The 21,447-nt window shown below is 58.6% G+C and carries 22 protein-coding genes; 7 read left to right on the top strand and 15 right to left on the bottom strand.

Annotated elements, in window-relative coordinates:
• Positions 1–293: 293 nt before the first annotated feature.
• From msrQ to ACIPIN_RS22445, 6 genes are all read right to left on the bottom strand, one after another.
• The gene (gene msrQ, locus ACIPIN_RS22470) at positions 294–914 is read right to left on the bottom strand and encodes a protein-methionine-sulfoxide reductase heme-binding subunit MsrQ (RefSeq protein ID WP_401122245.1); all 621 of its coding nucleotides are present in this window, start codon (positions 912–914) and stop codon (positions 294–296) included.
• A complete protein-coding gene (gene msrP / locus ACIPIN_RS22465; RefSeq protein ID WP_401122241.1) occupies positions 914–1,927 on the bottom strand; it encodes a protein-methionine-sulfoxide reductase catalytic subunit MsrP in 1,014 nt (337 codons plus the stop codon). The genes msrQ and msrP overlap by 1 nt, the downstream gene beginning before the upstream one ends.
• 63 nt (positions 1,928–1,990) lie before the next feature.
• On the bottom strand, positions 1,991–2,848 hold the full coding sequence (gene pssA, locus ACIPIN_RS22460; RefSeq protein WP_401122239.1) for a CDP-diacylglycerol--serine O-phosphatidyltransferase: 858 nt from the start codon (positions 2,846–2,848) through the stop codon (positions 1,991–1,993).
• A 144-nt stretch (positions 2,849–2,992) separates the two neighbouring features.
• Complete coding sequence (gene ilvC / locus ACIPIN_RS22455; protein WP_007948647.1) at positions 2,993–4,009, bottom strand: ketol-acid reductoisomerase; 1,017 nt, start codon at positions 4,007–4,009, stop codon at positions 2,993–2,995.
• A gap of 46 nt (positions 4,010–4,055) precedes the next feature.
• Positions 4,056–4,547, bottom strand: coding sequence for an acetolactate synthase small subunit (gene ilvN / locus ACIPIN_RS22450; RefSeq protein ID WP_003176102.1), 492 nt, complete (start codon positions 4,545–4,547; stop codon positions 4,056–4,058).
• Positions 4,548–4,549: 2 nt separating this feature from the next.
• On the bottom strand, positions 4,550–6,274 hold the full coding sequence (locus ACIPIN_RS22445; protein ID WP_401122234.1) for an acetolactate synthase 3 large subunit: 1,725 nt from the start codon (positions 6,272–6,274) through the stop codon (positions 4,550–4,552).
• Positions 6,275–6,673: 399 nt separating this feature from the next.
• On the opposite strand from ACIPIN_RS22445, the gene ACIPIN_RS22440 reads away from it, so the two are divergent.
• Entirely contained in the window at positions 6,674–7,096 is a 423-nt protein-coding gene (locus tag ACIPIN_RS22440) for a DUF4124 domain-containing protein (protein WP_401122232.1), read from the top strand.
• Positions 7,097–7,114: 18 nt separating this feature from the next.
• Here ACIPIN_RS22440 and ACIPIN_RS22435 read toward each other — a convergent pair whose 3' ends face one another.
• Genes ACIPIN_RS22435 through mrcB form a run of 3 tightly spaced genes read right to left on the bottom strand, consistent with a single transcriptional unit; the run spans position 7,115 to position 10,549 of the window.
• A complete protein-coding gene (locus ACIPIN_RS22435) occupies positions 7,115–7,450 on the bottom strand; it encodes a YqcC family protein (protein WP_401122230.1) in 336 nt (111 codons plus the stop codon).
• The gene (locus tag ACIPIN_RS22430) at positions 7,450–8,208 is read right to left on the bottom strand and encodes a tetratricopeptide repeat protein (protein ID WP_401122228.1); all 759 of its coding nucleotides are present in this window, start codon (positions 8,206–8,208) and stop codon (positions 7,450–7,452) included. Before ACIPIN_RS22430 ends, ACIPIN_RS22435 begins: the two co-directional genes overlap by 1 nt.
• Positions 8,209–8,224: 16 nt before the next feature.
• Positions 8,225–10,549 (bottom strand): penicillin-binding protein 1B, encoded by a 2,325-nt coding sequence (mrcB, locus tag ACIPIN_RS22425; RefSeq protein WP_401122225.1) that lies wholly within the window; start codon positions 10,547–10,549, stop codon positions 8,225–8,227.
• A 117-nt stretch (positions 10,550–10,666) separates the two neighbouring features.
• Between mrcB and ACIPIN_RS22420 the strand changes: the two genes are divergently transcribed.
• The 3 genes from ACIPIN_RS22420 to ACIPIN_RS22410 all read left to right on the top strand — a co-directional run bounded on the left by ACIPIN_RS22420 (position 10,667) and on the right by ACIPIN_RS22410 (position 13,157).
• Positions 10,667–12,223 (top strand): AAA family ATPase, encoded by a 1,557-nt coding sequence (locus ACIPIN_RS22420; protein ID WP_401122223.1) that lies wholly within the window; start codon positions 10,667–10,669, stop codon positions 12,221–12,223.
• A 91-nt stretch (positions 12,224–12,314) separates the two neighbouring features.
• Positions 12,315–12,659: a pentapeptide repeat-containing protein gene (locus ACIPIN_RS22415; protein WP_401122219.1), complete on the top strand. Its 345-nt coding sequence runs from the start codon at positions 12,315–12,317 to the stop codon at positions 12,657–12,659.
• A gap of 225 nt (positions 12,660–12,884) precedes the next feature.
• On the top strand, positions 12,885–13,157 hold the full coding sequence (locus tag ACIPIN_RS22410; protein WP_123423647.1) for a TfoX/Sxy family protein: 273 nt from the start codon (positions 12,885–12,887) through the stop codon (positions 13,155–13,157).
• Positions 13,158–13,409: 252 nt separating this feature from the next.
• Here the strand turns inward: ACIPIN_RS22410 and ACIPIN_RS22405 are convergent, their stop codons facing one another.
• From ACIPIN_RS22405 to ACIPIN_RS22390, 4 genes are read right to left on the bottom strand one after another with little or no spacing between them, the layout of a single operon-like run.
• Positions 13,410–14,261, bottom strand: coding sequence for a ChaN family lipoprotein (locus ACIPIN_RS22405; protein WP_401122216.1), 852 nt, complete (start codon positions 14,259–14,261; stop codon positions 13,410–13,412).
• Between the two features lie 9 nt (positions 14,262–14,270).
• The gene (locus tag ACIPIN_RS22400; RefSeq protein ID WP_401122214.1) at positions 14,271–15,038 is read right to left on the bottom strand and encodes a heme ABC transporter ATP-binding protein; all 768 of its coding nucleotides are present in this window, start codon (positions 15,036–15,038) and stop codon (positions 14,271–14,273) included.
• On the bottom strand, positions 15,038–16,021 hold the full coding sequence (locus ACIPIN_RS22395; RefSeq protein ID WP_401122251.1) for a FecCD family ABC transporter permease: 984 nt from the start codon (positions 16,019–16,021) through the stop codon (positions 15,038–15,040). Before ACIPIN_RS22395 ends, ACIPIN_RS22400 begins: the two co-directional genes overlap by 1 nt.
• A gap of 50 nt (positions 16,022–16,071) precedes the next feature.
• Positions 16,072–16,959: a hemin ABC transporter substrate-binding protein gene (locus ACIPIN_RS22390; RefSeq protein ID WP_401122212.1), complete on the bottom strand. Its 888-nt coding sequence runs from the start codon at positions 16,957–16,959 to the stop codon at positions 16,072–16,074.
• 186 nt (positions 16,960–17,145) lie between these two features.
• Between ACIPIN_RS22390 and ACIPIN_RS22385 the strand changes: the two genes are divergently transcribed.
• The gene (locus ACIPIN_RS22385) at positions 17,146–17,463 is read left to right on the top strand and encodes a Rieske (2Fe-2S) protein (protein ID WP_401122209.1); all 318 of its coding nucleotides are present in this window, start codon (positions 17,146–17,148) and stop codon (positions 17,461–17,463) included.
• Between the two features lie 192 nt (positions 17,464–17,655).
• Here the strand turns inward: ACIPIN_RS22385 and sfsA are convergent, their stop codons facing one another.
• Both sfsA and ACIPIN_RS22375 read right to left on the bottom strand, forming a co-directional pair.
• On the bottom strand, positions 17,656–18,369 hold the full coding sequence (gene sfsA / locus ACIPIN_RS22380; protein ID WP_401122206.1) for a DNA/RNA nuclease SfsA: 714 nt from the start codon (positions 18,367–18,369) through the stop codon (positions 17,656–17,658).
• Positions 18,369–19,541, bottom strand: coding sequence for a pyridoxal phosphate-dependent aminotransferase (locus ACIPIN_RS22375; RefSeq protein WP_401122203.1), 1,173 nt, complete (start codon positions 19,539–19,541; stop codon positions 18,369–18,371). Before ACIPIN_RS22375 ends, sfsA begins: the two co-directional genes overlap by 1 nt.
• Positions 19,542–19,872: 331 nt before the next feature.
• Here ACIPIN_RS22375 and dksA point away from each other — a divergent pair, with 331 nt between their 5' ends.
• The gene (dksA, locus tag ACIPIN_RS22370) at positions 19,873–20,316 is read left to right on the top strand and encodes an RNA polymerase-binding protein DksA (protein WP_123423639.1); all 444 of its coding nucleotides are present in this window, start codon (positions 19,873–19,875) and stop codon (positions 20,314–20,316) included.
• Between the two features lie 159 nt (positions 20,317–20,475).
• Positions 20,476–21,372, top strand: coding sequence for a tRNA glutamyl-Q(34) synthetase GluQRS (gluQRS, locus tag ACIPIN_RS22365; RefSeq protein WP_401122200.1), 897 nt, complete (start codon positions 20,476–20,478; stop codon positions 21,370–21,372).
• Positions 21,373–21,447: the final 75 nt, after the last annotated feature.

Genomic DNA, 21,447 nt, shown 5'->3' with positions numbered 1-21,447 from the left:
TTTCCTTTGCAACTTCAACCACTTGCGCTTCCGATCTCTCGTTAGCGGGAGGCGAATTCTACAGCGTTACTCGCTGCTGTCAACACCTCTTTTTCTCCGCTTTCGACCGAGAAGATCGAACCGTTAATAAGGCGAAAACACACTGCCTTACCAACTCCTTCAGACTTCGATGAACCGAAGCGTAACCGCTGCCGAAAACTGCGTAACCCTTTGTTTACCAAGGAGTTTTCCGTTTCGACTGCGCCGGAAGTGGGGCGAATTATAGACTTCCAGAATCTGCCGTCAAGGGTTAATTACGCTTTTGTTGCAGAAGGTACTTTTCTGGCCATAAAACGAGGGATTCGGCGCATTACAGGTGGCGCTCGCAATACTAATAGCAGTGCACCTATAGAGGCATAGATCACCCACTCCTTCAGATCCGCCCGAACTATCCAGAGCATATGCAGCAATCCAAGACCAAGGATCACATAGACCAAACGATGCAACTTCTTCCAGCGGACGCCCAAACGACGCTGACTATAACGATTGGACGTTAACGCCAGCGCCAGCAAACAAAGAAATCCCAGGCTGCCGATAATAATGTACGGCCGCTTGCTCAGCTCCACACCCAACTGAGACCAATCAAGACCAAGGATAAAAACCAGATAAGCACTCAGATGCAGAACAACATAAGCAAAGCACCACAAACCGAGTTGCCGCCGAACAGCAATCCAGCCCGCCCACCCCGTCAGCCTCTGTAGAGGCGTCATGCTCAAGGTGATCAATAGCAGGATCAGCGTTCCCAACCCCAACCGATCAACCAGCACTTTTCCCGGATCCGGCCCCAAGGCAAAGCTCCAGGCCTCATACAGCCAGAGTAACGGCCAGACCATCACTGCTATAAAGACGCCGACGCGCCACACAGGAAAACGCATCAGTAGTTCTTCCTCAGATCGAGGCCTGTATATAGAGAAGCGACTTCATCCGAGTAGCCATTGAACATCTGCGTGTCACGCACATTGGGCTTGAACAATCCGCTCGGCAGACGTCGCTCGCGCGCCTGAGTCCAGCGCGGATGATCAACCGTCGGATTCACGTTTGCATAGAAGCCATACTCATCAGACGCAATGCTCTGCCAAGTGGTTTTCGGTTGCTCGCTGACCAGACTGATACGCACGATGGATTTGACGCTCTTGAACCCGTACTTCCATGGCACCACCAAACGCAACGGTGCGCCATTCTGATTCGGCAGTTCGCGCCCATACATGCCGACCGCAAGAATCGCCAACGGATTCATCGCTTCGTCCAGACGTAGCCCTTCTACATAAGGCCAGTCGATCAAGGCAAAACCAGAACGCTGCCCCGGCATGGTCTTGGGGTCCTGCAAGGTTTCAAAACGAATGTATTTTGCCTTGGAAGTAGGCTCGACCTGGCTGAGTAGCGCCGAGACGGGAAAGCCGATCCAGGGAATCACCATCGACCAGGCCTCTACGCAACGCAGGCGATAGATGCGCTCCTCCAACTGATACGGCTTCATGAAGTCTTCCAGCGCATAACGCCCTGGCTTACCCACCTCACCATCGACAACCACAGACCATGGTTCGGTCTTCAGCGCGCCAGCGTTCTGCGCGGGATCGCCCTTGTCGGTACCGAACTCATAGAAATTATTGTAGTGAGTCGCATCCTTGAACGGCGTGATCGCCTCATCCTTGACGGTGACCGCCCCCCACTTGGTTGCAGGAAGCTTTTCGGAAAACCAGGAAGGCGCCTTGCCCGACTCGACATCCGCATACCGAGCTGTGCTTTCCGCGCTAGCCCAACGCGGCAGACTGCTGACAGCCATGCCGGCGATAGCACCGCCGAGCACACTACGACGAGAGAGATAGAAGGGCTCAGGCGTGACGTCCGACTCCTGGCAGTCGGACGACTTGGGAAACTTGAATAACATGGCAACTCCGCAGAATTGGAGGACAGATGCACCAATAGACTGCGGAGTATGGGGGAAATTACATCACTCGGCGTTTTTACGCTGACGAAGACGCAACAGGTACTGCACCGGGCCGGAAGCGGCGTAGGCGAGGAAAACCAGCAGCAGAATGCGCGGCGGATCACTGAAAACCACGGCAAACACCAGCACCACAGCGAGGATCGCCACGAAAGGTACGCGCCCTTTCAGGTCCAGCTCCTTGAAGCTGTTGTACTTGATGTTGCTGACCATCAGCATGCCGGCGGCTGCAACCATCAGCGCAACCAGGAAGGACATCTTGGAGCCTTGAATGCCGTAATCGCTGAACGCCCAGACAATGCCTGCGACTACACCAGCCGCGGCCGGACTGGCCAGGCCAATGAAGTAGCGCTTGTCCGCAGTGCCGACCTGAGTATTGAAGCGCGCCAAACGCAATGCCGCGCCCGCGACATAGATGAAGGCAACCATCCAGCCAACCTTTCCCATATCCCCCAGCGCCCAGCCGAATGCCAGCAATGCCGGCGCGACACCAAAGGCAACCATGTCCGACAGCGAGTCGTACTCGGCACCGAAGGCGCTTTCGGTATTGGTCATACGCGCTACCCGGCCATCAAGGCCGTCGAGGACCATGGCGACGAAAATCGCGATCGCTGCGAAAGCAAAATACTTGCTCGCGCTTGCAGCATCACCGGCACTCAAGGCGCTCTGAGCACTCATCGAATTGATGATGGAATAGAACCCTGCGAACAGGTTCGCAGTGGTGAACAGATTCGGCAGAAGATAGATACCACGATGCCGGACTTTACGGCCTTCAGCGTCATGCCCTTCTTCGACATGCTCATCGATGGGTAGCAGGCTTTCGGCGTCAGAGGCCTGGTTTGGCTCTTCGGGACGTTCGCTCATGGACATTACCTTGCAACGGTGTGGAAAGTTTCGACAGGTGTCTGCGACAACGGTTCAGCCACAAACGATGCAGCTTTATACCAGAACCGACCACCCAAACGAAAAAACGCGGCCTAAGCCGCGTTTTCTGTACAAGTTCGTGACTTAGTTTTTGGCTTTGTCGACGATTTTGTTGGCGCCAATCCACGGCATCATCGAGCGCAGTTGCTCGCCGATGATCTCGATACCGTGCGCAGCGTTGTTACGACGCTTGGCGGTCATCGAAGGATAGCCGGTAGCACCTTCGCTGATGAACATCTTGGCGTATTCGCCATCCTGAATACGTTTCAGGGCATTACGCATGGCCTGACGGGATTCAGCGTTGATGACTTCAGGGCCGGTAACGTACTCGCCGTACTCAGCGTTGTTGGAGATCGAATAGTTCATGTTGGCGATACCGCCTTCGTACATGAGGTCAACGATCAGCTTCAGTTCGTGCAGGCACTCGAAGTAGGCCATTTCTGGCGCGTAGCCAGCTTCAACCAGAGTTTCGAAACCGGCTTTGACCAGTTCAACGGTACCGCCGCACAGAACGGCCTGCTCGCCGAACAGGTCGGTTTCGGTCTCGTCCTTGAAGGTGGTTTCGATGATGCCGGTACGACCGCCGCCAACACCAGCAGCGTAGGACAGTGCAACGTTTTTGGCGTTGCCGGAAGCATCCTGATAGATAGCGATCAGATCAGGAATACCGCCGCCTTTTACGAACTCGGAACGCACGGTGTGGCCCGGAGCCTTCGGCGCGATCATGATTACGTCGAGGTCAGCGCGCGGCACAACCTGGTTGTAGTGGATCGCGAAGCCGTGGGAGAAGGCCAGGGTGGCGCCTTTCTTGATGTTCGGCTCGATTTCGTTCTTGTACAGCGCAGACTGGAACTCGTCCGGGGTCAGGATCATGACCAGGTCGGCAGCAGCAACAGCAGAAGCAACGTCAGTCACTTTCAGGCCGTGAGCTTCGGCTTTGGCAACAGTGGCCGAACCTTTACGCAGACCAACAGTAACGTCAACGCCGGAGTCTTTCAGGTTGCACGCTTGAGCGTGGCCCTGGGAACCGTAACCGATGATGGCAACTTTCTTGCCCTGGATGATCGACAGGTCGCAGTCTTTTTCGTAATAAACTTTCATGAATTTCCCCTATATCCAGGCCGTTCAGGCCGTTCGCTAATTTGGTTTAGATGCTGAGTACTTTGTCGCCGCGGGCAATCCCGGTGACGCCACTGCGTACGGTTTCCAGAATCGAGGCAGTGCCGATCGACTGAATGAAACTGTCGAGCTTGTCGCTGGTACCGGTCAATTGAACGGTATACACACTGGCGCTGACATCGACGATCTGCCCACGATAAATATCGGTAGTGCGCTTGATCTCGGCGCGTTGGGCGCCGGTGGCCTTGACCTTGACCAGCATCAGTTCACGCTCGATGTGAGCACTCTCCGACAGGTCAACCAGTTTCACCACTTCGATCAGCTTGTTCAGGTTCTTGGTGATCTGCTCGATCACTTCATCGTGGCCGACTGTAGTCAACGTCAGACGCGACAGGGTCGGGTCTTCGGTCGGCGCCACGGTCAGGCTTTCGATGTTGTAGTTGCGCTGCGAGAACAGACCGACTACACGAGACAAAGCGCCCGGTTCGTTTTCCAGAAGCAAGGAAATAATGTGTCGCATGATTAAGTACGCTCCGTCTTGCTCAGCCACATATCGCGCATGGAGCCGTCTTTGATCTGCATCGGGTAGACGTGCTCGCTGGTGTCGACCGAAATATCGATCACCACCAGGCGATCCTTCATGGCAAACGCTTCCTCCATCTTCGACTTCAAATCTTTCGAGTCGGTGATGCGCACGCCGACGTGACCATAGGCCTCCGCCAGCTTGACGAAGTCAGGCAGCGACTCCATGTAGGAGTGCGAGTGACGGCTGCCGTAACTCATGTCTTGCCACTGGCGAACCATACCCAGAACACCGTTGTTCAGGATCACGATCTTTACCGGCAAACCGTATTGCAGGCAGGTCGACAATTCCTGAATGTTCATCTGGATACTGCCCTCGCCCGTTACGCAGGCGACGTCGGCATCCGGGAAGCTCAACTTGATGCCCATGGCAGCCGGAAAACCGAAGCCCATGGTGCCCAGGCCACCGGAGTTGATCCAGCGGTTCGGCTTGTTGAACTTGTAGTACTGCGCCGCGAACATTTGGTGCTGGCCCACGTCGGAGGTCACAAAAGCATCGCCCTTGGTCACTTCGCACAGGGTTTCGATCACGGTTTGCGGCTTGATAACGCTGCCGTCACCCTTGTCATACGGGAACAGGCCGCGATCACCGCGCCACTCGTCAACTTGCTTCCACCAGCTGGCAACGGAGTCCTTGTTCGGGGTCTCGCCGATTTCCTTGAGGATCGCGACCATTTCGGTCAGGACGCTCTCAACCGGGCCAACGATAGGCACGTCTGCCTTGATGGTTTTGGAAATCGAAGCCGGGTCGATGTCGATGTGAATGATCTTGGCATTCGGACAGAACTTGGCCGGGCCGTTGATCACGCGGTCATCGAAACGCGCGCCGACTGCGAGAATCACGTCAGCGTGGTGCATGGCCAGGTTAGCGGTGTAACTACCGTGCATGCCGAGCATGCCGATGAACTGACGGTCGGTGCCAGGGTAGGCACCCAGGCCCATCAGGGTGTTGGTCACAGGCAGGTTGAGCATTTGCGCCAGTTCGGTCAGCGGCGCGGAGCCACCACCAAGGATCACGCCGCCGCCTGCATAAAGCACAGGACGCTTGGCCGCCAGAAGCATTTCTGCTGCCTTGCGGATTTGCCCGGAGTGACCACGAACAGCCGGGCTGTAGGAACGCAGCTTGGCTTTTTTCGGGAAGACGTATTCGAACTTCTCGGCCGGGTTGGTCATGTCTTTCGGGATATCGACAACGACAGGACCAGGACGACCGGATTGCGCCAGGTAGAACGCTTTCTTCATGACTTCCGGGATTTCCGACGCGTGCTTGATCATGAAGCTGTGCTTCACGATCGGCCGGGAGATACCGATCATGTCGGTTTCCTGGAACGCATCGGTGCCAACCATGGTGCTAGGCACCTGGCCGGAAATGATCACCATCGGAATGGAGTCCATGTAGGCCGTGGCAATACCGGTGATGGCGTTGGTTGCGCCCGGGCCAGAGGTCACCAGTACTACACCGGCTTTACCGGTAGCACGGGCATAGCCGTCAGCCATATGGGTCGCAGCCTGTTCGTGACGAACCAGGATGTGGGTCACTTCCGGTTCTTTGAACAGGGCATCGTATACATGAAGGAGAGCACCACCCGGGTACCCGTAGATATATTTGACGCCTTCGTCACGCAAAAAGCGGACGAGCATCTCACCGCCAGATAAAAGCTCCACGTTGTTCACCTCTAAAACGCCAGAATACCGCCCACATAAGGGGACGGGTCTTAATAGGTTTACTTCTCGGCAGAGCATGAGCGACGGTGGTCGCCGACTACGTCAGCACTGACTGAGCAAGTATTGGGATCGTCCCAAGTGTTGCGGGGCTTTCCCACCCAGCGCGAGGTAACGCGTTGCGGGTGTAACAGGTCGGCGCGGATGTGCACCTCATGATCTGCTGAGCGGGCCTGCTTCTGGCAGTCCCTCTACAGCGGACTTTGGATTCTTCTGTTTCGCCCACTGCAAGTCAAGTCGTCAATGTGCTTTATTCGAACTAAGCGCATGAGAACGCAAGAAAAAACCTTTAAACCGCAGGTGTGTTAGCTTCAATTGCGCAACCCAAGACAAGGAAACGGCATGCGAATGTTCTTCTTCACAGCCAGTCTGCTGATTGGCCTGAGCCCTTTATGCATGGCCGGGCAGATCTACAAATGGATCGATAGCCAGGGCGTCACCCATTTTGATGCACAACCACCCCAGGGCCAGGAGGCTACTACCGTGGTGAAGCCCACCCTGCCCGCCGGCAAACCGACCGCGCCACCACACAGCAGCGCGATAGGGGATCAACAGGCCATCGACAACTCTGTGAAAAAGCAGGTCGCCGAGCAGCAAGCCCAACTCAAAACATTCTGCGAACAGGCGCGAACGAACCTGGCTCAACTGCAGAACAATCCAAGATTACGTGAGGAGGTCGACGGTGAGTTGCGTCGCCTGACAGACCAACAGCGTCAGGAACGCATCACCGAAGCACAAAAACAGATCAAGGATAACTGCCAGTAGGCACCGGCAGTTTTCGGCTTAGCGAGAAGCCGTGATGAGCTGATCGAACTCTTTGAGCAAGACTTGCAGCTGCCGGTCCTTGCCCTGGACATTGCGCGCAGCGAAGACCATCTCGGCCATTTCCTGAATGCCCGAAGCATTCGGTAGCGGCAGGTTGTTCTCGAGGATGGCTTTCATGCGCGGCAGGAAGATCCATTGCAGCCACTGCTCGAAATCCAGCGTATCGACGGAAAATGGCTCGACGCTGTCCAGCGCTTCAGCGCTTGGCGGGAGCTCGTCCCACCAGCCCTGAAGGCGCAATTCGCGTTCGATCAGCAGCAACTGGTCAGCGATCTTCGGAAAACGTACATCCATCAGAGCGAAACCTTGGCCTTTTGACGAGCCAGTGCCGCGCCTGCGGAATCGCCCTGCTTTTCACGCGCCTGAGCGATCAACCCCCACAGACTTGCCTGAAGATCCGGACGCCCATTGGCAAACGTCAAACCGCGACGAGCGAACTGCTCGGCTTGCGCGGCATCGCCCTGGGCCATGCGCACTTGCGCCAGACGGTAGAGCACTTGCGGTTCACGCGGAGCAACCCGCTGAGCACGCTCAAGGCTGGAGGACGCGCCATTCAGATCGCCGCTCGCCTGTTGTTGCTGAGCGGTGGTCAGCAAGGCCAGCACCGGCCCATCCAGCTGTTCGTCGGCAGACAAACCGCCGGCGCTGCTGGCGGAAGGAATCCCGCTCGGCGTCGATGGCATGCTGTAGTTACCCTGATTGATCGGCGCCGACTGGAGCGGTCCGCTGTCGATCGGACCCGGAGTAATCGGACCGGAGCTGATCGGGCCAGGGCTGATTGGTTGAGTGCTGATTGGTGTCGAAGTCGTCGCGCCACCACCCGGCACCATCACCACCACGCCGGTATCGCCCTGCGGGATAGCCTGAGTCTGGGCTTGTGCCGGACGCTTCACGGTGGTTTTGCGGAAGCCGCCATTGGCAGAGATCCGCTCACTATTGGACACCGCCGTACCGGAATCAACCACCGGAATCGAGCCATGCTGCACGCTGGAGCAGCCGCTGAGCAAAGCCAGAGCTGTCATCGTAACCGCTGGAATAAACCACTTGTTCACTTGAAACCCTCTTTGCTTAATTCATCCAGCCCTTGACCCAATCCATCACCGATTCGCCTGAAGCGGGGCTTGAACCACCGCACGCAGCGCCGGGAGGCGGTTCGCTGCCGCGAATATACGGCATCTGCACTGCGCCTGGGCAGTTGGCTTCAGAGCCTTGCCCGGTACGCGAATCGACCCAGGCCTGAACAATATTATCCGGCTGCGGCATATCCAGCGGCAATGGGTCGGCCTTGCGCATGAAACTGGTCCAGACTTGCAGCGCGCCCGTGGCACCGGTGAACGGCGTCTTGCCGTTGTCATCGCGGCCCAACCAGACCACCGCCAGCAGATCCTGACTGAAACCGGCGAACCAGCTGTCTCGCGAGTCATTACTGGTACCGGTTTTGCCCGCCAGCGTCAAAGTCTTGGGCAGCACGTTATAGACAGAGCTGCCGGTACCTTCACGCATCACGCGCTGCATGGCGCTCTGAATCAGGTAGATGGAAGCCGGATCGAAACGTTGCTGAATCTGGAACGGATAACGCTTGAGCGGCTGACCTTCGGCGGTCAGTACGCTGCGAATCCCACGCATCGGCGTGTTGAAACCGCCGTTGGCCAGGGTCTGATACATGGTTGCCACTTCGATCGGAGTCAAGCCACCGGCGCCCAGCAACATCGACGGGAAGGCCGGGAACTCACGGGTGACGCCCAAACGCGCAAGGGTTTTCAGGACGTTCGGCACACCGACTTCCAGACCCAGACGCGCAGTCGACAGGTTGTAGGAATGCGCCAGCCCCTGGTACAGGAAAACCGTACCGTGGGAGCGACGATCATAGTTCTGTGGCTTCCAGACCTGACCATCCGCACCTTTTACCGAGAAGGACTCATCGGACAGCCAACTGGTCAAGGTGTACTGGCTCGGCTTCTCAAGCGCGGTCAGGTACACCGCCGGCTTGATCAGGGAACCGACTGGCCGCACCGCATCCAGCGCCCGGTTGAAACCGGCGAAACTGGCCTGACGACTACCGATCATCGCCTGGACCTCACCGGTTTCCGGGTTGGTCACGACCATCGCCGCTTCAACGTCTTCCGAACCTTTACGGCCAGCAAGGCGCTTGAACGTATCGTTGACCGAGGCTTCGGCCTTCATCTGCAGGATCGGGTCGAAACTGGTGAAGATCCGCAGACCTTCTTCGGTCAAGTCTTCGTCGCGGTAGTCTTCGCGCAGTTGACGCTTGACCAGATCGAGGAAGCCCGGGAATGAGCTGTCCGCCAGGCTGCCGCGCTTGGTCACACCCAACGGCATGTTCTTCGCAGCGGCGACTTGCTCGGCGGTGGCAACACCTTGCTCTTGCAGCAGGTCAAGGACCAAATTTCGTCGCTCAAGTGCGCGCTCCGGATAGCGACGCGGGTTGTAGTAGGACGGCCCTTTGACCATACCCACCAACAACGCGACTTGATGTAACTTGAGCTCGGACAGCGGCTGACTGAAGAAGAACTGACTGGCCAGACCGAAACCGTGCACGGCGCGCTGCCCATCCTGACCAATGAACACTTCGTTGAGATAAGCCTCAAGAATGTCCGGTTTTTTGTAGTGCAACTCAAGCAGCATCGCCATCATCGCTTCGGTCAGTTTGCGGCTCAGGCTGCGCTCGTTGGTCAGGTAGAAGTTCTTGACCAGTTGCTGCGTCAACGTACTCCCGCCCTGACGCATTTGTCCGGCCGAGGTGTTGACCCAAATCGCCCGCATGATCGACTTCGGCGACACACCAAAGTGGTGATAGAAGTCGCGGTCTTCCACCGCTACCAGCGTATCGAGCAGATACGGCGGCACTTGATCGATCTTGATCAGGATGCGGTCTTCGAGGTTTTTCGGATAAAGGCCACCGATCAGCAGCGGCTCAAGGCGTACCACCGACAATTTTGAACCGTTGGTCGACGACAGCTCGGCAACGTAATCGCCTGAGAACCGCACGCGCACCGGCTGAGCCTGCTCCAAACCTTCATAGAACTGGAAACCACGGGTGTTCAAGTCAACGGTATTGCCGTTGACCGACGCCGCGCCCGGTCCATTGGCCACGCTTTCGCGGCGATAACCCAAGGCGTCGAGTTCGGTGAGAAAGTCATCCTTGCTCAGCTTTTGTCCGACGAACAGCTCGAGCGGGCGTGCATAAACCTTGGCCGGAATGGTCCAGCGCTTGCCGGAGAACTTCTCCTGGACCACAGCGTCGAGGTAAACCGCGAAGCCTGCCAGCACTACGAGGCCGACCAGACTGAGCTTCAAAGCCCAGCCTAACCAGGGGCGCAGGCCGCTAGAAGGAGGTTTTTTAGGGGAACGAGGGGATCGGGTACGAGTCATGGCGGCGGATTATACGCACTTTATTCCTGATCAACATGAGCCTGACGAGGTTTGCGTTAGCCCCGCTTGCGGCCATAATGTCGCCCTTGAATTTTCCCAGACTCTGAAGGATCACCTGTGAGCCAGTCCCTGATCGCTGCCCTGCAAAACCCGGCCCTCTACCCTCATCCTGTAGAGGGCTTCCAGGTCATCGAGACGCACATCTCCTGGGTGCTGCTCACTGGCCCCTACGCTTATAAAGTGAAGAAGCCGGTCAACTTCGGTTTCCTCGACTTCACAGGGCTTGAGTCGCGCGAGCATTTCTGCGGCGAAGAGCTGCGTCTGAACCAGCGTCTGACCCACGATTTGTATCTTGAAGTGTTGCCAATCACCGGCAGCGTTGAAGCACCGCAATTCGGTGGCACAGGTCCAGTACTCGATTACGCGCTGAAAATGCGCCAGTTCCCACAAAGCCAGTTGCTCAGCACCCTGCAAGCCAATGGTGAACTGACGACCGCACACATCGACGAGATGGCCAAGCAGATCGCCCAGTTCCACCTCAACGCACCGAAGGTTCCGGCAGCTCATGAAGCCGGCACACCTGAAAGCGTCATGGCGCCTGTGCGGCAGAACTTCGAACAAATCCGCCCGTTCCTCAGCGAAAAAGCCGACCTGTTGCAACTCGACGCCCTGCAAGCCTGGGCCGAGAGCAGCTTCGAACGCCTGAAACCGCTACTGGCCCAACGTAAAGCCGAAGGTTTCATCCGTGAGTGCCACGGTGACATCCATCTGGGCAACGCCACCGTGATCGACGGCAAGGTGGTGATTTTCGACTGCATCGAGTTCAACGAACCGTTCCGCTTCACCGACGTGTATGCCGACACCGGTTTCCTGGCAATGGACCTCGAAGACCGTGGCCTGAAAAGCCTGGCTCGCCGCTTCATGAGCCAGTACCTGGAACTGACCGGCGATTATCAAGGCCTTGAGCTGCTGAACTTCTACAAAGCCTACCGCGCACTGGTTCGCGCCAAGGTCAGTCTGTTCAGCATGCCCGCCGAGGCCGATCCGGTGCAGCGCGCCACGACCCTGCGCCAGTACCGCAACTACGCCAACCTGGCGGAAAGCTACAGCACCATTCCATCGCGTTTCCTGGCAATCACCCACGGTGTTTCCGCCGTCGGTAAAAGCCACGTAGCCATGCGACTGGTAGAAGCACTGGGCGCGATTCGCCTGCGTTCCGATGTCGAGCGCAAGCGTCTGTTCGGCGAGCAGCACGTGCCAAACGACCCGCAAGCCGGTATCTACAGCGCTGACGCCAGCGCCGCTACCTACACCCGCCTGCATGAGATCGCCGATGTAATTCTGCGCGCGGGCTTCCCGGTAGTCATCGACGCGACTTACCTCAAGCGTGAGCAACGCGATAGCGCGGCAAAAATCGCCGAGGCAACGGGGGCGCCGTTCCTGATCCTTGATTGCAATGCACCGCAAGCCGTCATCGAGAGCTGGCTGGCGCAGCGTCAGGCAGACAAGAACGATCCGTCCGACGCCAACCTGGCTGTTATCGCAGCTCAACAAGCCAATCGCGAGCCGCTGACACCGGCAGAGATTCTCTGCAGCAAACGCGTTCAGACCAATGAAAGCGGGACCCTCGACACCGTGGTCGCGCAGATTCGTCAGCGTCTGCCAGGGCTGTAAGAAACTATTTCAGGCGTGAAGCTCTAACCGGCTTCACGCCTACAAAATAGTGGCACTATACTGGCGCCATAAAACCAACAGGTGACATCCTATGAGCCAGCCAAAACTTCTCGACACCCCTCTATATGCCCTGCTGCACAAAGACGATATCACCGGTTTCAATCGTGAAAGGCCCAAGTCCGGGCCTATCGATATGGTGGGCGGTGATTTCCGTGGCCTCGACCTGCGCGATCTGAACGCCGAAGGTATCGATTTCAGCGACGCCTACTTCCGCTCTGCCGACCTGCGTGGCATTGATTTTCGTGATTCTTCTCTGGAAGGTGCGAGCCTGGCCCACGCGCAAATCTCCGGTGCCTACTTCCCGCCCGAACTCAGTGCTGACGAAATTCTCATGTCGATGAATTTCGGTACTCGCCTGCGCTACCGCACCCGCTAACACCTGCCGTCACCTGAAGTCCGGCGCCCCCGCTCCGCGCCGGACTGCATGCATTGCCTTGCGAAGTCCTTTCCTACTCCCCCTACTGCCCTTTCCAGAACTATCTGGCAGAACGCCTTAGAAGCTTTTGCGTTCAAACTGACCAAACAACCACGCTTTTCCTACTGACCGCTACACTCCTTTGAGGCTCGCCCACGCACTCTTCGGCCGTCGCAAGGAGGCTTGATGAATGATGAACTGCAACACCTGAAAAACCTTGGCAAGACGTCGGCGCAATGGCTGCATGCCGTGGGCATCCACAGCGCCTCGGACCTGCGCCGCCTGGGGGCGGTGGATGCTTATCGGGCGGTGCGCACTCGCGGGTTTCGCGCATCGAAGGTGTTGTTGTATGCGATTGAGGGGGCGCTGATGGACGTGCACTGGAACGACATCCCCGCCGAACGCAAGGACGCACTCAATAAACAGCTCGAAGCCATTTCGTCACGCCACAAGGTCTGAAGTCCAGCATTTACAGGTAATCCAAACAAGTGTTTGGCGAAAGAGAAAAGAATTCAGAAAACATCGATTGACTTAGAAATGAGAATCGTTATGATTATCGCAACTGATCGCGAGATCAGCTGATCTTCTGAAAGGCCATTGGTTCGGACTCTCAGATTATCTCCTCATCAGGCTAATCACGGTTATTTGACCCGGCTCTTGCCGGGTCTTTTTTTGCCTGTCGAAAAGTGCTTAGCGAGTTACGTCGACTGCTTATTGACGCATTTGCGCGCAATAGTCCTGTGCGGGTCGGGCGGCCGTGTACCAGACGTAATCAGCCGATGTCGACGAGACCTCAGCCCCCTTCTCCGCCAGCATCACCACCACGGGCGCCGGACGCTCACCAAGATCCTGCACATGGACCGGCACGCCAATGTCCAGTCGCGCGTGATAAGCACCGGCAAACAACAATGCCGGCGCGGGCGCTGCCAGCAGTCGTTCGGCCATTTGCCGATCACGTTGTTGCTGAACCGCCAGCATGGCCGGCATTCGGCGCTCGGGTAACAACCCGCAATGGGAATCACGAATCTGCGCCAGCAACTCATTCTTGACCGCTGCCGCATTGGACCGGGGCCCGCTCACGGCCGGCGCTTGCTTATAAATGCGCCGAACGTCAGCCGAATCCAGATTCGCCGCCAGTAACGGATAAGGCTGAGCCAGGGCATACCGCACAATCGGCCCATACTGGTTCCAGTCCCAACCCGATTGCCAGGCCAGTGCCGCCGGCAAATCGGCAGGCCAGCGAGCGGTGTTCAACGCACGGACTTCATCGACACGAGCTTGCTGATCCGGCGTCAGCATTTCCAGCAACACGCTGCCTTGAGCCCGGCGCTGGGCCAGCGCCTGCAATAACCACAGTTGCGCATGATGGTGATCGGGATTGTCATGTTGCTCGCCAACGATCAGCCGTGGCGCGCCAGCCAACCGTTCGACCAGCGCTTGCGCACTCAGACGCTGACCGCTATGCAGATCGCGAATCACGCCAGCCGGTTGATCCATGGCACTGGGCGTCATGTTTTGACAGGCGCCCAGTAACAGAAGCGCCAGAATCAATATCCCACGCATGAGCTCACCTCAACGGGCAATGATCAGCGGATGCCCGCGCTCCGGGTGCGGCTGCACCAATACGTCCAACCCAAACACGGCTTTGAGAGGTTCCGGCCGCAGCACCTGCTGCGGCGAGTCCAGTGCATGCGGACGGCCATTTTCGAGCAGCAGAATACGATCACAATAACGCGCCGCCAGATTCAGATCATGCAGAATCACCAGCACCGCCGCCCCGCGGTCAGCGAATTCACGAATTGCCTGCAAGGTGGTGTGCTGATGCAGCGGGTCGAGCATCGACGTCGGCTCGTCGAGCAGCAAGGTTTGCCCAGCCTCCCCCGGCCAAAGCTGCGCCAATACCCGCGCCAGGTGCACACGCTGGCGTTCACCGCCAGACAGCGCCAGGTAACTGCGGCCACTCAAATGCCCGACATCGGCGGCCTGCAACGCGGCAGCGACAATTTCATCATCGCGCACCCGGCCTGTTTGATGAGGCAAACGCCCCATGCCGACCACTTCTTCGACGCGGAACGCAAAATCCAGGGTCGAGGTCTGCGGCAATACCGCCAGGCGTTGCGCCCGTTGTGCGCCATCCCAATGGCTCAGTTCGCGCTGATCGAGCCAGACACGGCCATGATCAGGACGTAACTCGCCACACAAAGCGCCGAGCAACGTGCTTTTACCTGCACCGTTGGGGCCCAGCACCCCGAGGACTTCTCCTGGATTGAGCTCAAGATCGATGTCCGCCAGAACGATTTTCTTGCCGCGGCAGATCTGCAGATTTTCCACTCGCAGCATCAGGCGCGACCTCGTAACAGCAAATACAGAAAGAACGGTGCGCCGATAAACGCAGTGACGATGCCGATCGGCAATTCAGCCGGAGCCAGCGCCAACCGCGCCACCAGATCGGCAAACAGCAACAGGCTGGCGCCCGCCAGAACCGAAGCTGGCAACAGCACACGATGATCGGGACCGGCCAGCAGTCGCACCAGATGCGGCACCACCAGCCCGACAAAACCGATCATCCCCGCCGCCGCAACGGCGGCACCGACGCCCAGCGCGGTACAGAACACCAGCTCGCGCTTGAGCCCTTCAACATTGATCCCTAAATGGCTGGCCTCGGACTCGCCGAGCAACAGTGCATTCAACGCCTTGGCCCGGCGCGGCAACCACAGCGCCACCGCCGCGCTCACCAGCAGCAATGGCCAGAGTCGCGCATAGCTGGCGCCATTGAGGCTGCCCAGGTTCCAGAAAGTCAGCGTACGCAAGGTCGCGTCGTCCGCCAGATAGGTGAACAAGCCCACCGCCGAACTGGCCAGCGCCGTCAGGGCGATGCCCGCCAGCAACATGGTTGCCACGTTGGTCTGGCCGTTACGTCGACCGAGACGATAAACCAGCGCCGTCACCCCGAGCCCACCCAGAAACGCACACAGCGATAACAGGTAAGAGCCGATCGCCTCAGGCAAGCCGCCAAACACCGAGCCGCCGACAATCGCAATCGCCGCGCCCAGCGCGGCGCCACTGGAAACGCCGACCAATCCCGGATCCGCCAGCGGATTGCGGAACAGGCCCTGCATCGCCACGCCAGACAAAGCCAGCACCCCGCCCACCGCCAAACCGAGCAAGGTACGCGGCAAGCGAATTTGCCCCAGAATCAGTTCGGCCTGCTCCAACCCTTCAGCAGGAACCGGCAATCCAATCATCCGCATCGCGGCGCGCAACGTATCGAGCAGCGGCAAGCTGACCGGTCCCAGGGCCAATGACAGCCAGATCGCCAACAAACACAGCAGACTCAGCCCAATGAACAACGAACGAGGTTTGACCAGAGTACTCATGGGGCGGTGTTTGCCTTGGCTGATTCAGCGGGATAGAACCCGGCGGACAACTTCACCAGGCTCGCAGGCAAGCGCGGCCCCAAGCCGCCGACCAGCAGGGTCGGGTCCAGTTCGAACACTCGCCCGGCCCTGGCCGCCGGAGTCGAAGCGAGAATCGGGTTTTCCTTGAACAATGCGGTGCGCGCGGCGTCACCGGTCAGCGCCCGGTCGGCAAATACCAACACGTCTGGCGTCAGGCCAGCCAGGGACTCAACGGAAAACGGCTTGTAACCGGAGTGGGTCGCCAGGTTATGCCCGCCCGCCTGCTGCAACAGCCAATCGGCTGCGGTGTCCTTGCCAGCGATCAGCGGCTTGCCGCCAGCGTGACCCAGCAGCAGCAACACACCCGGCGCCTTCTGTTTGACCTGAGCCTGGCTGACCCAGGCTTTCTGCTGTTCGATTTGCTGTTGATAACCTTCGAACAACGCTGTGGCCTGCGGCTCGCTACCGAGCAATTTACCCAGGTGCTGCAAGTTGCCTTGCAGCGTTGGCAGGTCCGCCTGCGCAGAGAACAGTTCAACCTGCACCCCGGCACTGCGAATCTGCGACAACACCGGCGGCGGGCCCATTTCTTCGGTGCCGACGAGAATCTGCGGACGCAAACTCAGAATGCCCTCCGCCGACAATTGCCGCTGATAACCGATACTCGGCAAAGCCTTGAGCGATTCGGGATGTTGGCTGGTGGTATCGACACCGACCAGTTTCGACTCACCGCCCAACGCACTCACCCACTCCGACAAAGCGCCCCCGGCACTGACCCAGCGTTGCGGCAATTCGGTCGCTGCGACCCCATGGTTCACCAAAAGTCCGACACAGAGCGCAATAGCGCTGGTACTCAGGCGCATAACAGGGTTTCCTTTGAGGAGTTTTCCCGCAGGATCAAGGCGTCGTCAGCTGCACAACCACCACGGGCGAAACACCCATTTGATAATTGTTTGCATTTGCACGTCAAGCACAGACACATTTGCTAACCAGTGAACGCGTACCGCGTAACCGCCAAAGGCCAAAGCCTTCGGCACTTGAGGATAGTCATGAAGTTTCTTTGCACCAGCGCCGATCTGGTCGATGCCAGCAGCCGCGGTTTCGAGATCGACGGTCAGAAGCTGTTTGCCGTACGCCGTGAAGGCCGGGTCTATGTATATGAAAATCGCTGCCCGCATCGCGGCGTCGGACTGGAATGGCACCCCGACCAGTTTCTCGACCCCAGCGCCAGCCTGATCCAGTGCGCCACCCATGGCGCGCTGTTTTTGATCGAAAGCGGTGAATGCGTCGCCGGTCCCTGCGCCGGGCAATCCCTCAGTGCCCTGGCGTGCCGCGAAGACAGCCAAGGCATCTGGGTTCAACCTTAGGGTCTGCGCGAAAACTCGCCGAGCGGCGATCAGGCAAGGCAAAAACAGGCGAGGAAGCGGAGTTTAGGGGTCTAAATGAGCATTATCCGCTGCGCGGCCCCTTCGGGCCGTCCTTCGGACGTTCTCACTCCGTTCGTCCGAGCCTGTTTTTAACGCAGTCTGGTCGACGCGCAGGCAGTTTTCGTACAGAGCCTAGGCGCCGAGCAACACCTCCAGTCGACGGTCAACGCGCACCTCGTGCGAGGTCAGGCTCACGCCGTATGCCAACACTTCAACCCCGGCCGCTTTCGCCTCACGCAAAGCGGCCGCGTAACCCGGATCGATCTCCTCGGCCGGGCGCACCGCGTCGATCCCCGTCAGATTGACGCAGTACAATTGCACCGCACGGACACCGTCCCGCGCCAGACACGCCAGCTCACGCAAGTGCTTGGCGCCGCGCTGAGTCACCGCATCCGGAAACGCCGCGACCTTCGAGCCGTCGAAGCCCAGCGTGACGCTTTTGACTTCGACGAACGCCGGGCCGCTCGGGTAATCGAGGCGGAAATCGATCCGGCTGTTTTCCTGTCCGTACGGCACTTCACGCTTGAGCCCGGTAAAGCCATTGAGCTCGGTGATCAAACCATCACGTAGCGCCTCTTCAATCAAGGCATTGGCCCGCGCCGTATTCACGCAGGCCAGCCGCCCTTGCGGAGTTTCGCTGATTTCCCAGGTACCGGGCAGCTTGCGTTTCGGATCGTTGGAACGGCTGAACCAGACCTGCCCTCCTTCGACCATGCAGTTGAACATCGACCCGGTGTTGGGACAGTGAATGGTCAGTAACTCGCCGCCAACGGTTTCGATATCGGCGAGAAAACGCTTGTAACGACGAATCAGTCGACCTTCTTCGAGAGGAGGATTGAAGTACATCAGCCTTGCCAGCTCCGCAAGCCACGGGCAATCCGCTGTACCGCTTCCTGCAAGCGCGGCAGGCTTTGGGTGTAGGCGAACCGCACGTGATGACCGGCCTGATACCGGCCAAAATCCAGGCCTGGGGTGAAGGCGACGTGTTCGGTTTCCAGGAAGTGCCGGCAGAAGGCAAACGCATCACCGCCAAAGGCACTGATGTCCGCATACAGATAGAAGGCGCCTTCCGGCTCCACGGCGATTCCAAAACCCAACTCACGCAAGGCTGGTAGCAGGAAGTCGCGCCGGCGCCCGAACTCGGCCCGGCGCTCTTCAAGAATGCTCAAAGTGTCCGGTTCGAAACAGGCCAGCGCCGCATGCTGGGCCATGCTCGGCGCGCTGATGTAAAGGTTCTGCGCAAGTTTTTCCAACTCACCGACAGCCGCCATTGGGGCGACCAGCCAACCCAGGCGCCATCCGGTCATGCCGAAATACTTGGAGAAACTGTTCAACACAAAGGCGCTGTCATCGACTTCCAGCACACTGGCGGCGTCGGTGCCGTAGGTCAGGCCGTGATAAATCTCGTCCACCACCAGATGGCCGTGGCGCGCCTTGATCGCGGCGGACAACCCTGCGAGCTCATCGCGGGTCAGGATGGTCCCGGTCGGGTTGGCCGGCGATGCGACCAACGCGCCGACGCTGTCGTGGTCCCAATAGCGCTCGACCAGGTCCGGCGTCAGCTGATAGCGCACGTCCGGGCCGACCGGCACCAGTTGCGCCGCGCCTTCCACCAACCGCAGGAAATGCCGGTTGCACGGGTAGCCCGGGTCGGCCAGCAGCCAGTGTTTACCCGGATCGACCAGCAAGGCGCTGGCCAGCAATAGCGCGCCAGAACCGCCTGGCGTGATCAGGATGCGCTGTGGGTCGATGTTCAACCCGTAACGTTGTTGATAAAACCCCGAAATGGCTTCACGCAACTCTGGAATGCCGCGAGCGGCGGTGTAACGGGTTTTCCCCGCCGTCAGCGCAGCCTGGCCGGCCTTGATGATCGGCTCGGCAGTGGTGAAGTCCGGTTCGCCGATTTCCAGGTGAATCACGTCGTGTCCGGCCGCCTGCAACTCATTGGCGCGCGCCAGCAATGCCATGACATGGAAAGGTTCGATAGCGCGGCTGCGCGCACTGTAGGGCTGAGCCATTAGCCTTCCTTCAACGGGGAAAAGAATTGATTCTACCCAAGCGCAGGAACGAGCGAGAACCTAAAGCGGTCACAACCGGAAGTTCACCCGTAAAAGAGCTGATACATAAGGCTCAGGATTGACTAAAATCAATATCTGATCAGGTCTCCAGACCCACCAGACAAGGCTTTGCAAACTTTTGCAAGCCTTGCGGGGCGCAGCCTCGACATCCGGGAGTAGCGCGCTCCGATTTGATCTGGTAAGTTCGCCCGCTTGCAGCCGCAGGGCCGGCAGGTGTCGGTGATGGAGCAATCCTGCGCAATGGATTACAAGAGTAGAGGCGGTCCATTTCATGCCCACCCAAGCAAAGCAACAGCAGAACCAGTCGATCAGCGGCTTCGAACCCTACAAAGAAGTGAAGGGCGAGGAGTACATGGGCCAGCCCATGCGCGCGCACTTCACCAAGATCCTGAACAAGTGGAAACAGGACTTGATGCAGGAAGTCGACCGTACTGTTGATCACATGAAAGACGAAGCGGCCAACTTCCCCGACCCGGCCGACCGTGCCAGTCAGGAAGAAGAATTCAGCCTCGAACTGCGTGCCCGCGACCGGGAGCGCAAGCTGATCAAGAAAATCGACAAGACCCTGCAACTGATCGAAGACGAAGAATACGGCTGGTGCGAGTCCTGCGGTGTCGAGATCGGCGTCAAACGCCTGGAAGCCCGCCCTACCGCTGATATGTGCGTCGACTGCAAGACCCTTGCAGAAATCAAGGAAAAGCAAGTCGGCAAATAAGCGTCGATTTGAACGAAGAACGGAGCGTGCAAACGCTCCGTTTTTGTTTCTGGCGCCTGAACGCCCGTGGGAGCAAAGCTTGCTCGCGATGGCAATTTCAAGGGCGCCATCGCCGGCAAGCCGTGCTCCTACAGAACCAGACAACGTAACATCGCGCCCATGACTGCCATTAAATCCTCCGCCTACATCGGGCGCTTCGCTCCCACCCCCAGTGGACACCTGCACTTCGGCTCGCTGGTCGCGGCATTGGCCTCGTACCTTGACGCCCGCTCGGTCGGTGGCCGCTGGCTGTTGCGCATGGAAGACCTCGACCCGCCTCGGGAGGAACCCGGCGCCCAGGCGGCGATCCTCAGGGCACTGGAAAGCTACGGTTTCGAATGGGACGGCGAAATGGTCCGCCAGAGCGACCGTCACGACGCCTACGCGCAGGTGTTGAATCAACTCTTCAACCACGGCCTGGCCTACGCCTGCACCTGCTCGCGCAAAAAACTGGCGCCTTATCACGGGATTTATCCAGGCCTGTGCCGCAACGCCGGTCACGCCAGCGAAGACGCGGCGATCCGCTTGCGCGTCCCGGAGTTGGAATATCACTTCACCGACCGGGTGCAAGGCGAGTACCGCCAGCATCTGGGCCGTGAAGTCGGCGACTTCGTGATCCGTCGGCGCGACGGGCTCTACGCTTATCAACTGGCAGTGGTGCTCGACGACGCCTGGCAAGGCATCACCGATATCGTCCGCGGTGCCGACTTGCTCGACTCCACCCCGCGTCAGTTGTACCTGCAAGAACTGCTCGGCCTGCCGCAACCGCGCTATCTGCACCTGCCGCTGATTACCCAGCCGGACGGCAATAAGCTCGGCAAGTCCTACCGCTCGCCGCCGTTGACCGAAGATCAAGCCACACCGTTATTGCTGCGTGCCCTGCGCGCGCTGGGGCAAAACCCCGGCAGCGAACTCGACGATGCCAACCCCAGGGAAGTGCTGGACTGGGGCATCAGGCACTGGGATGCGAGGTTAATCCCGCGCACACTGACACTGCCCGAAGCGCAATTACACTGACTAAGCTTGCAGCTTGGCGCCCATCCGTTACCATCGCCGCACGTTTTCGGGCACGCACACAATAAAGAGAGGCCG

This window comes from Pseudomonas sp. NPDC087697 (assembly GCF_044743155.1).
In the GTDB taxonomy this organism is placed as follows: Bacteria; Pseudomonadota; Gammaproteobacteria; order Pseudomonadales; family Pseudomonadaceae; genus Aquipseudomonas.
Note: the sequence above shows the minus strand (reverse complement) of the source record. Positions and strands in the feature narration are given on the sequence as shown.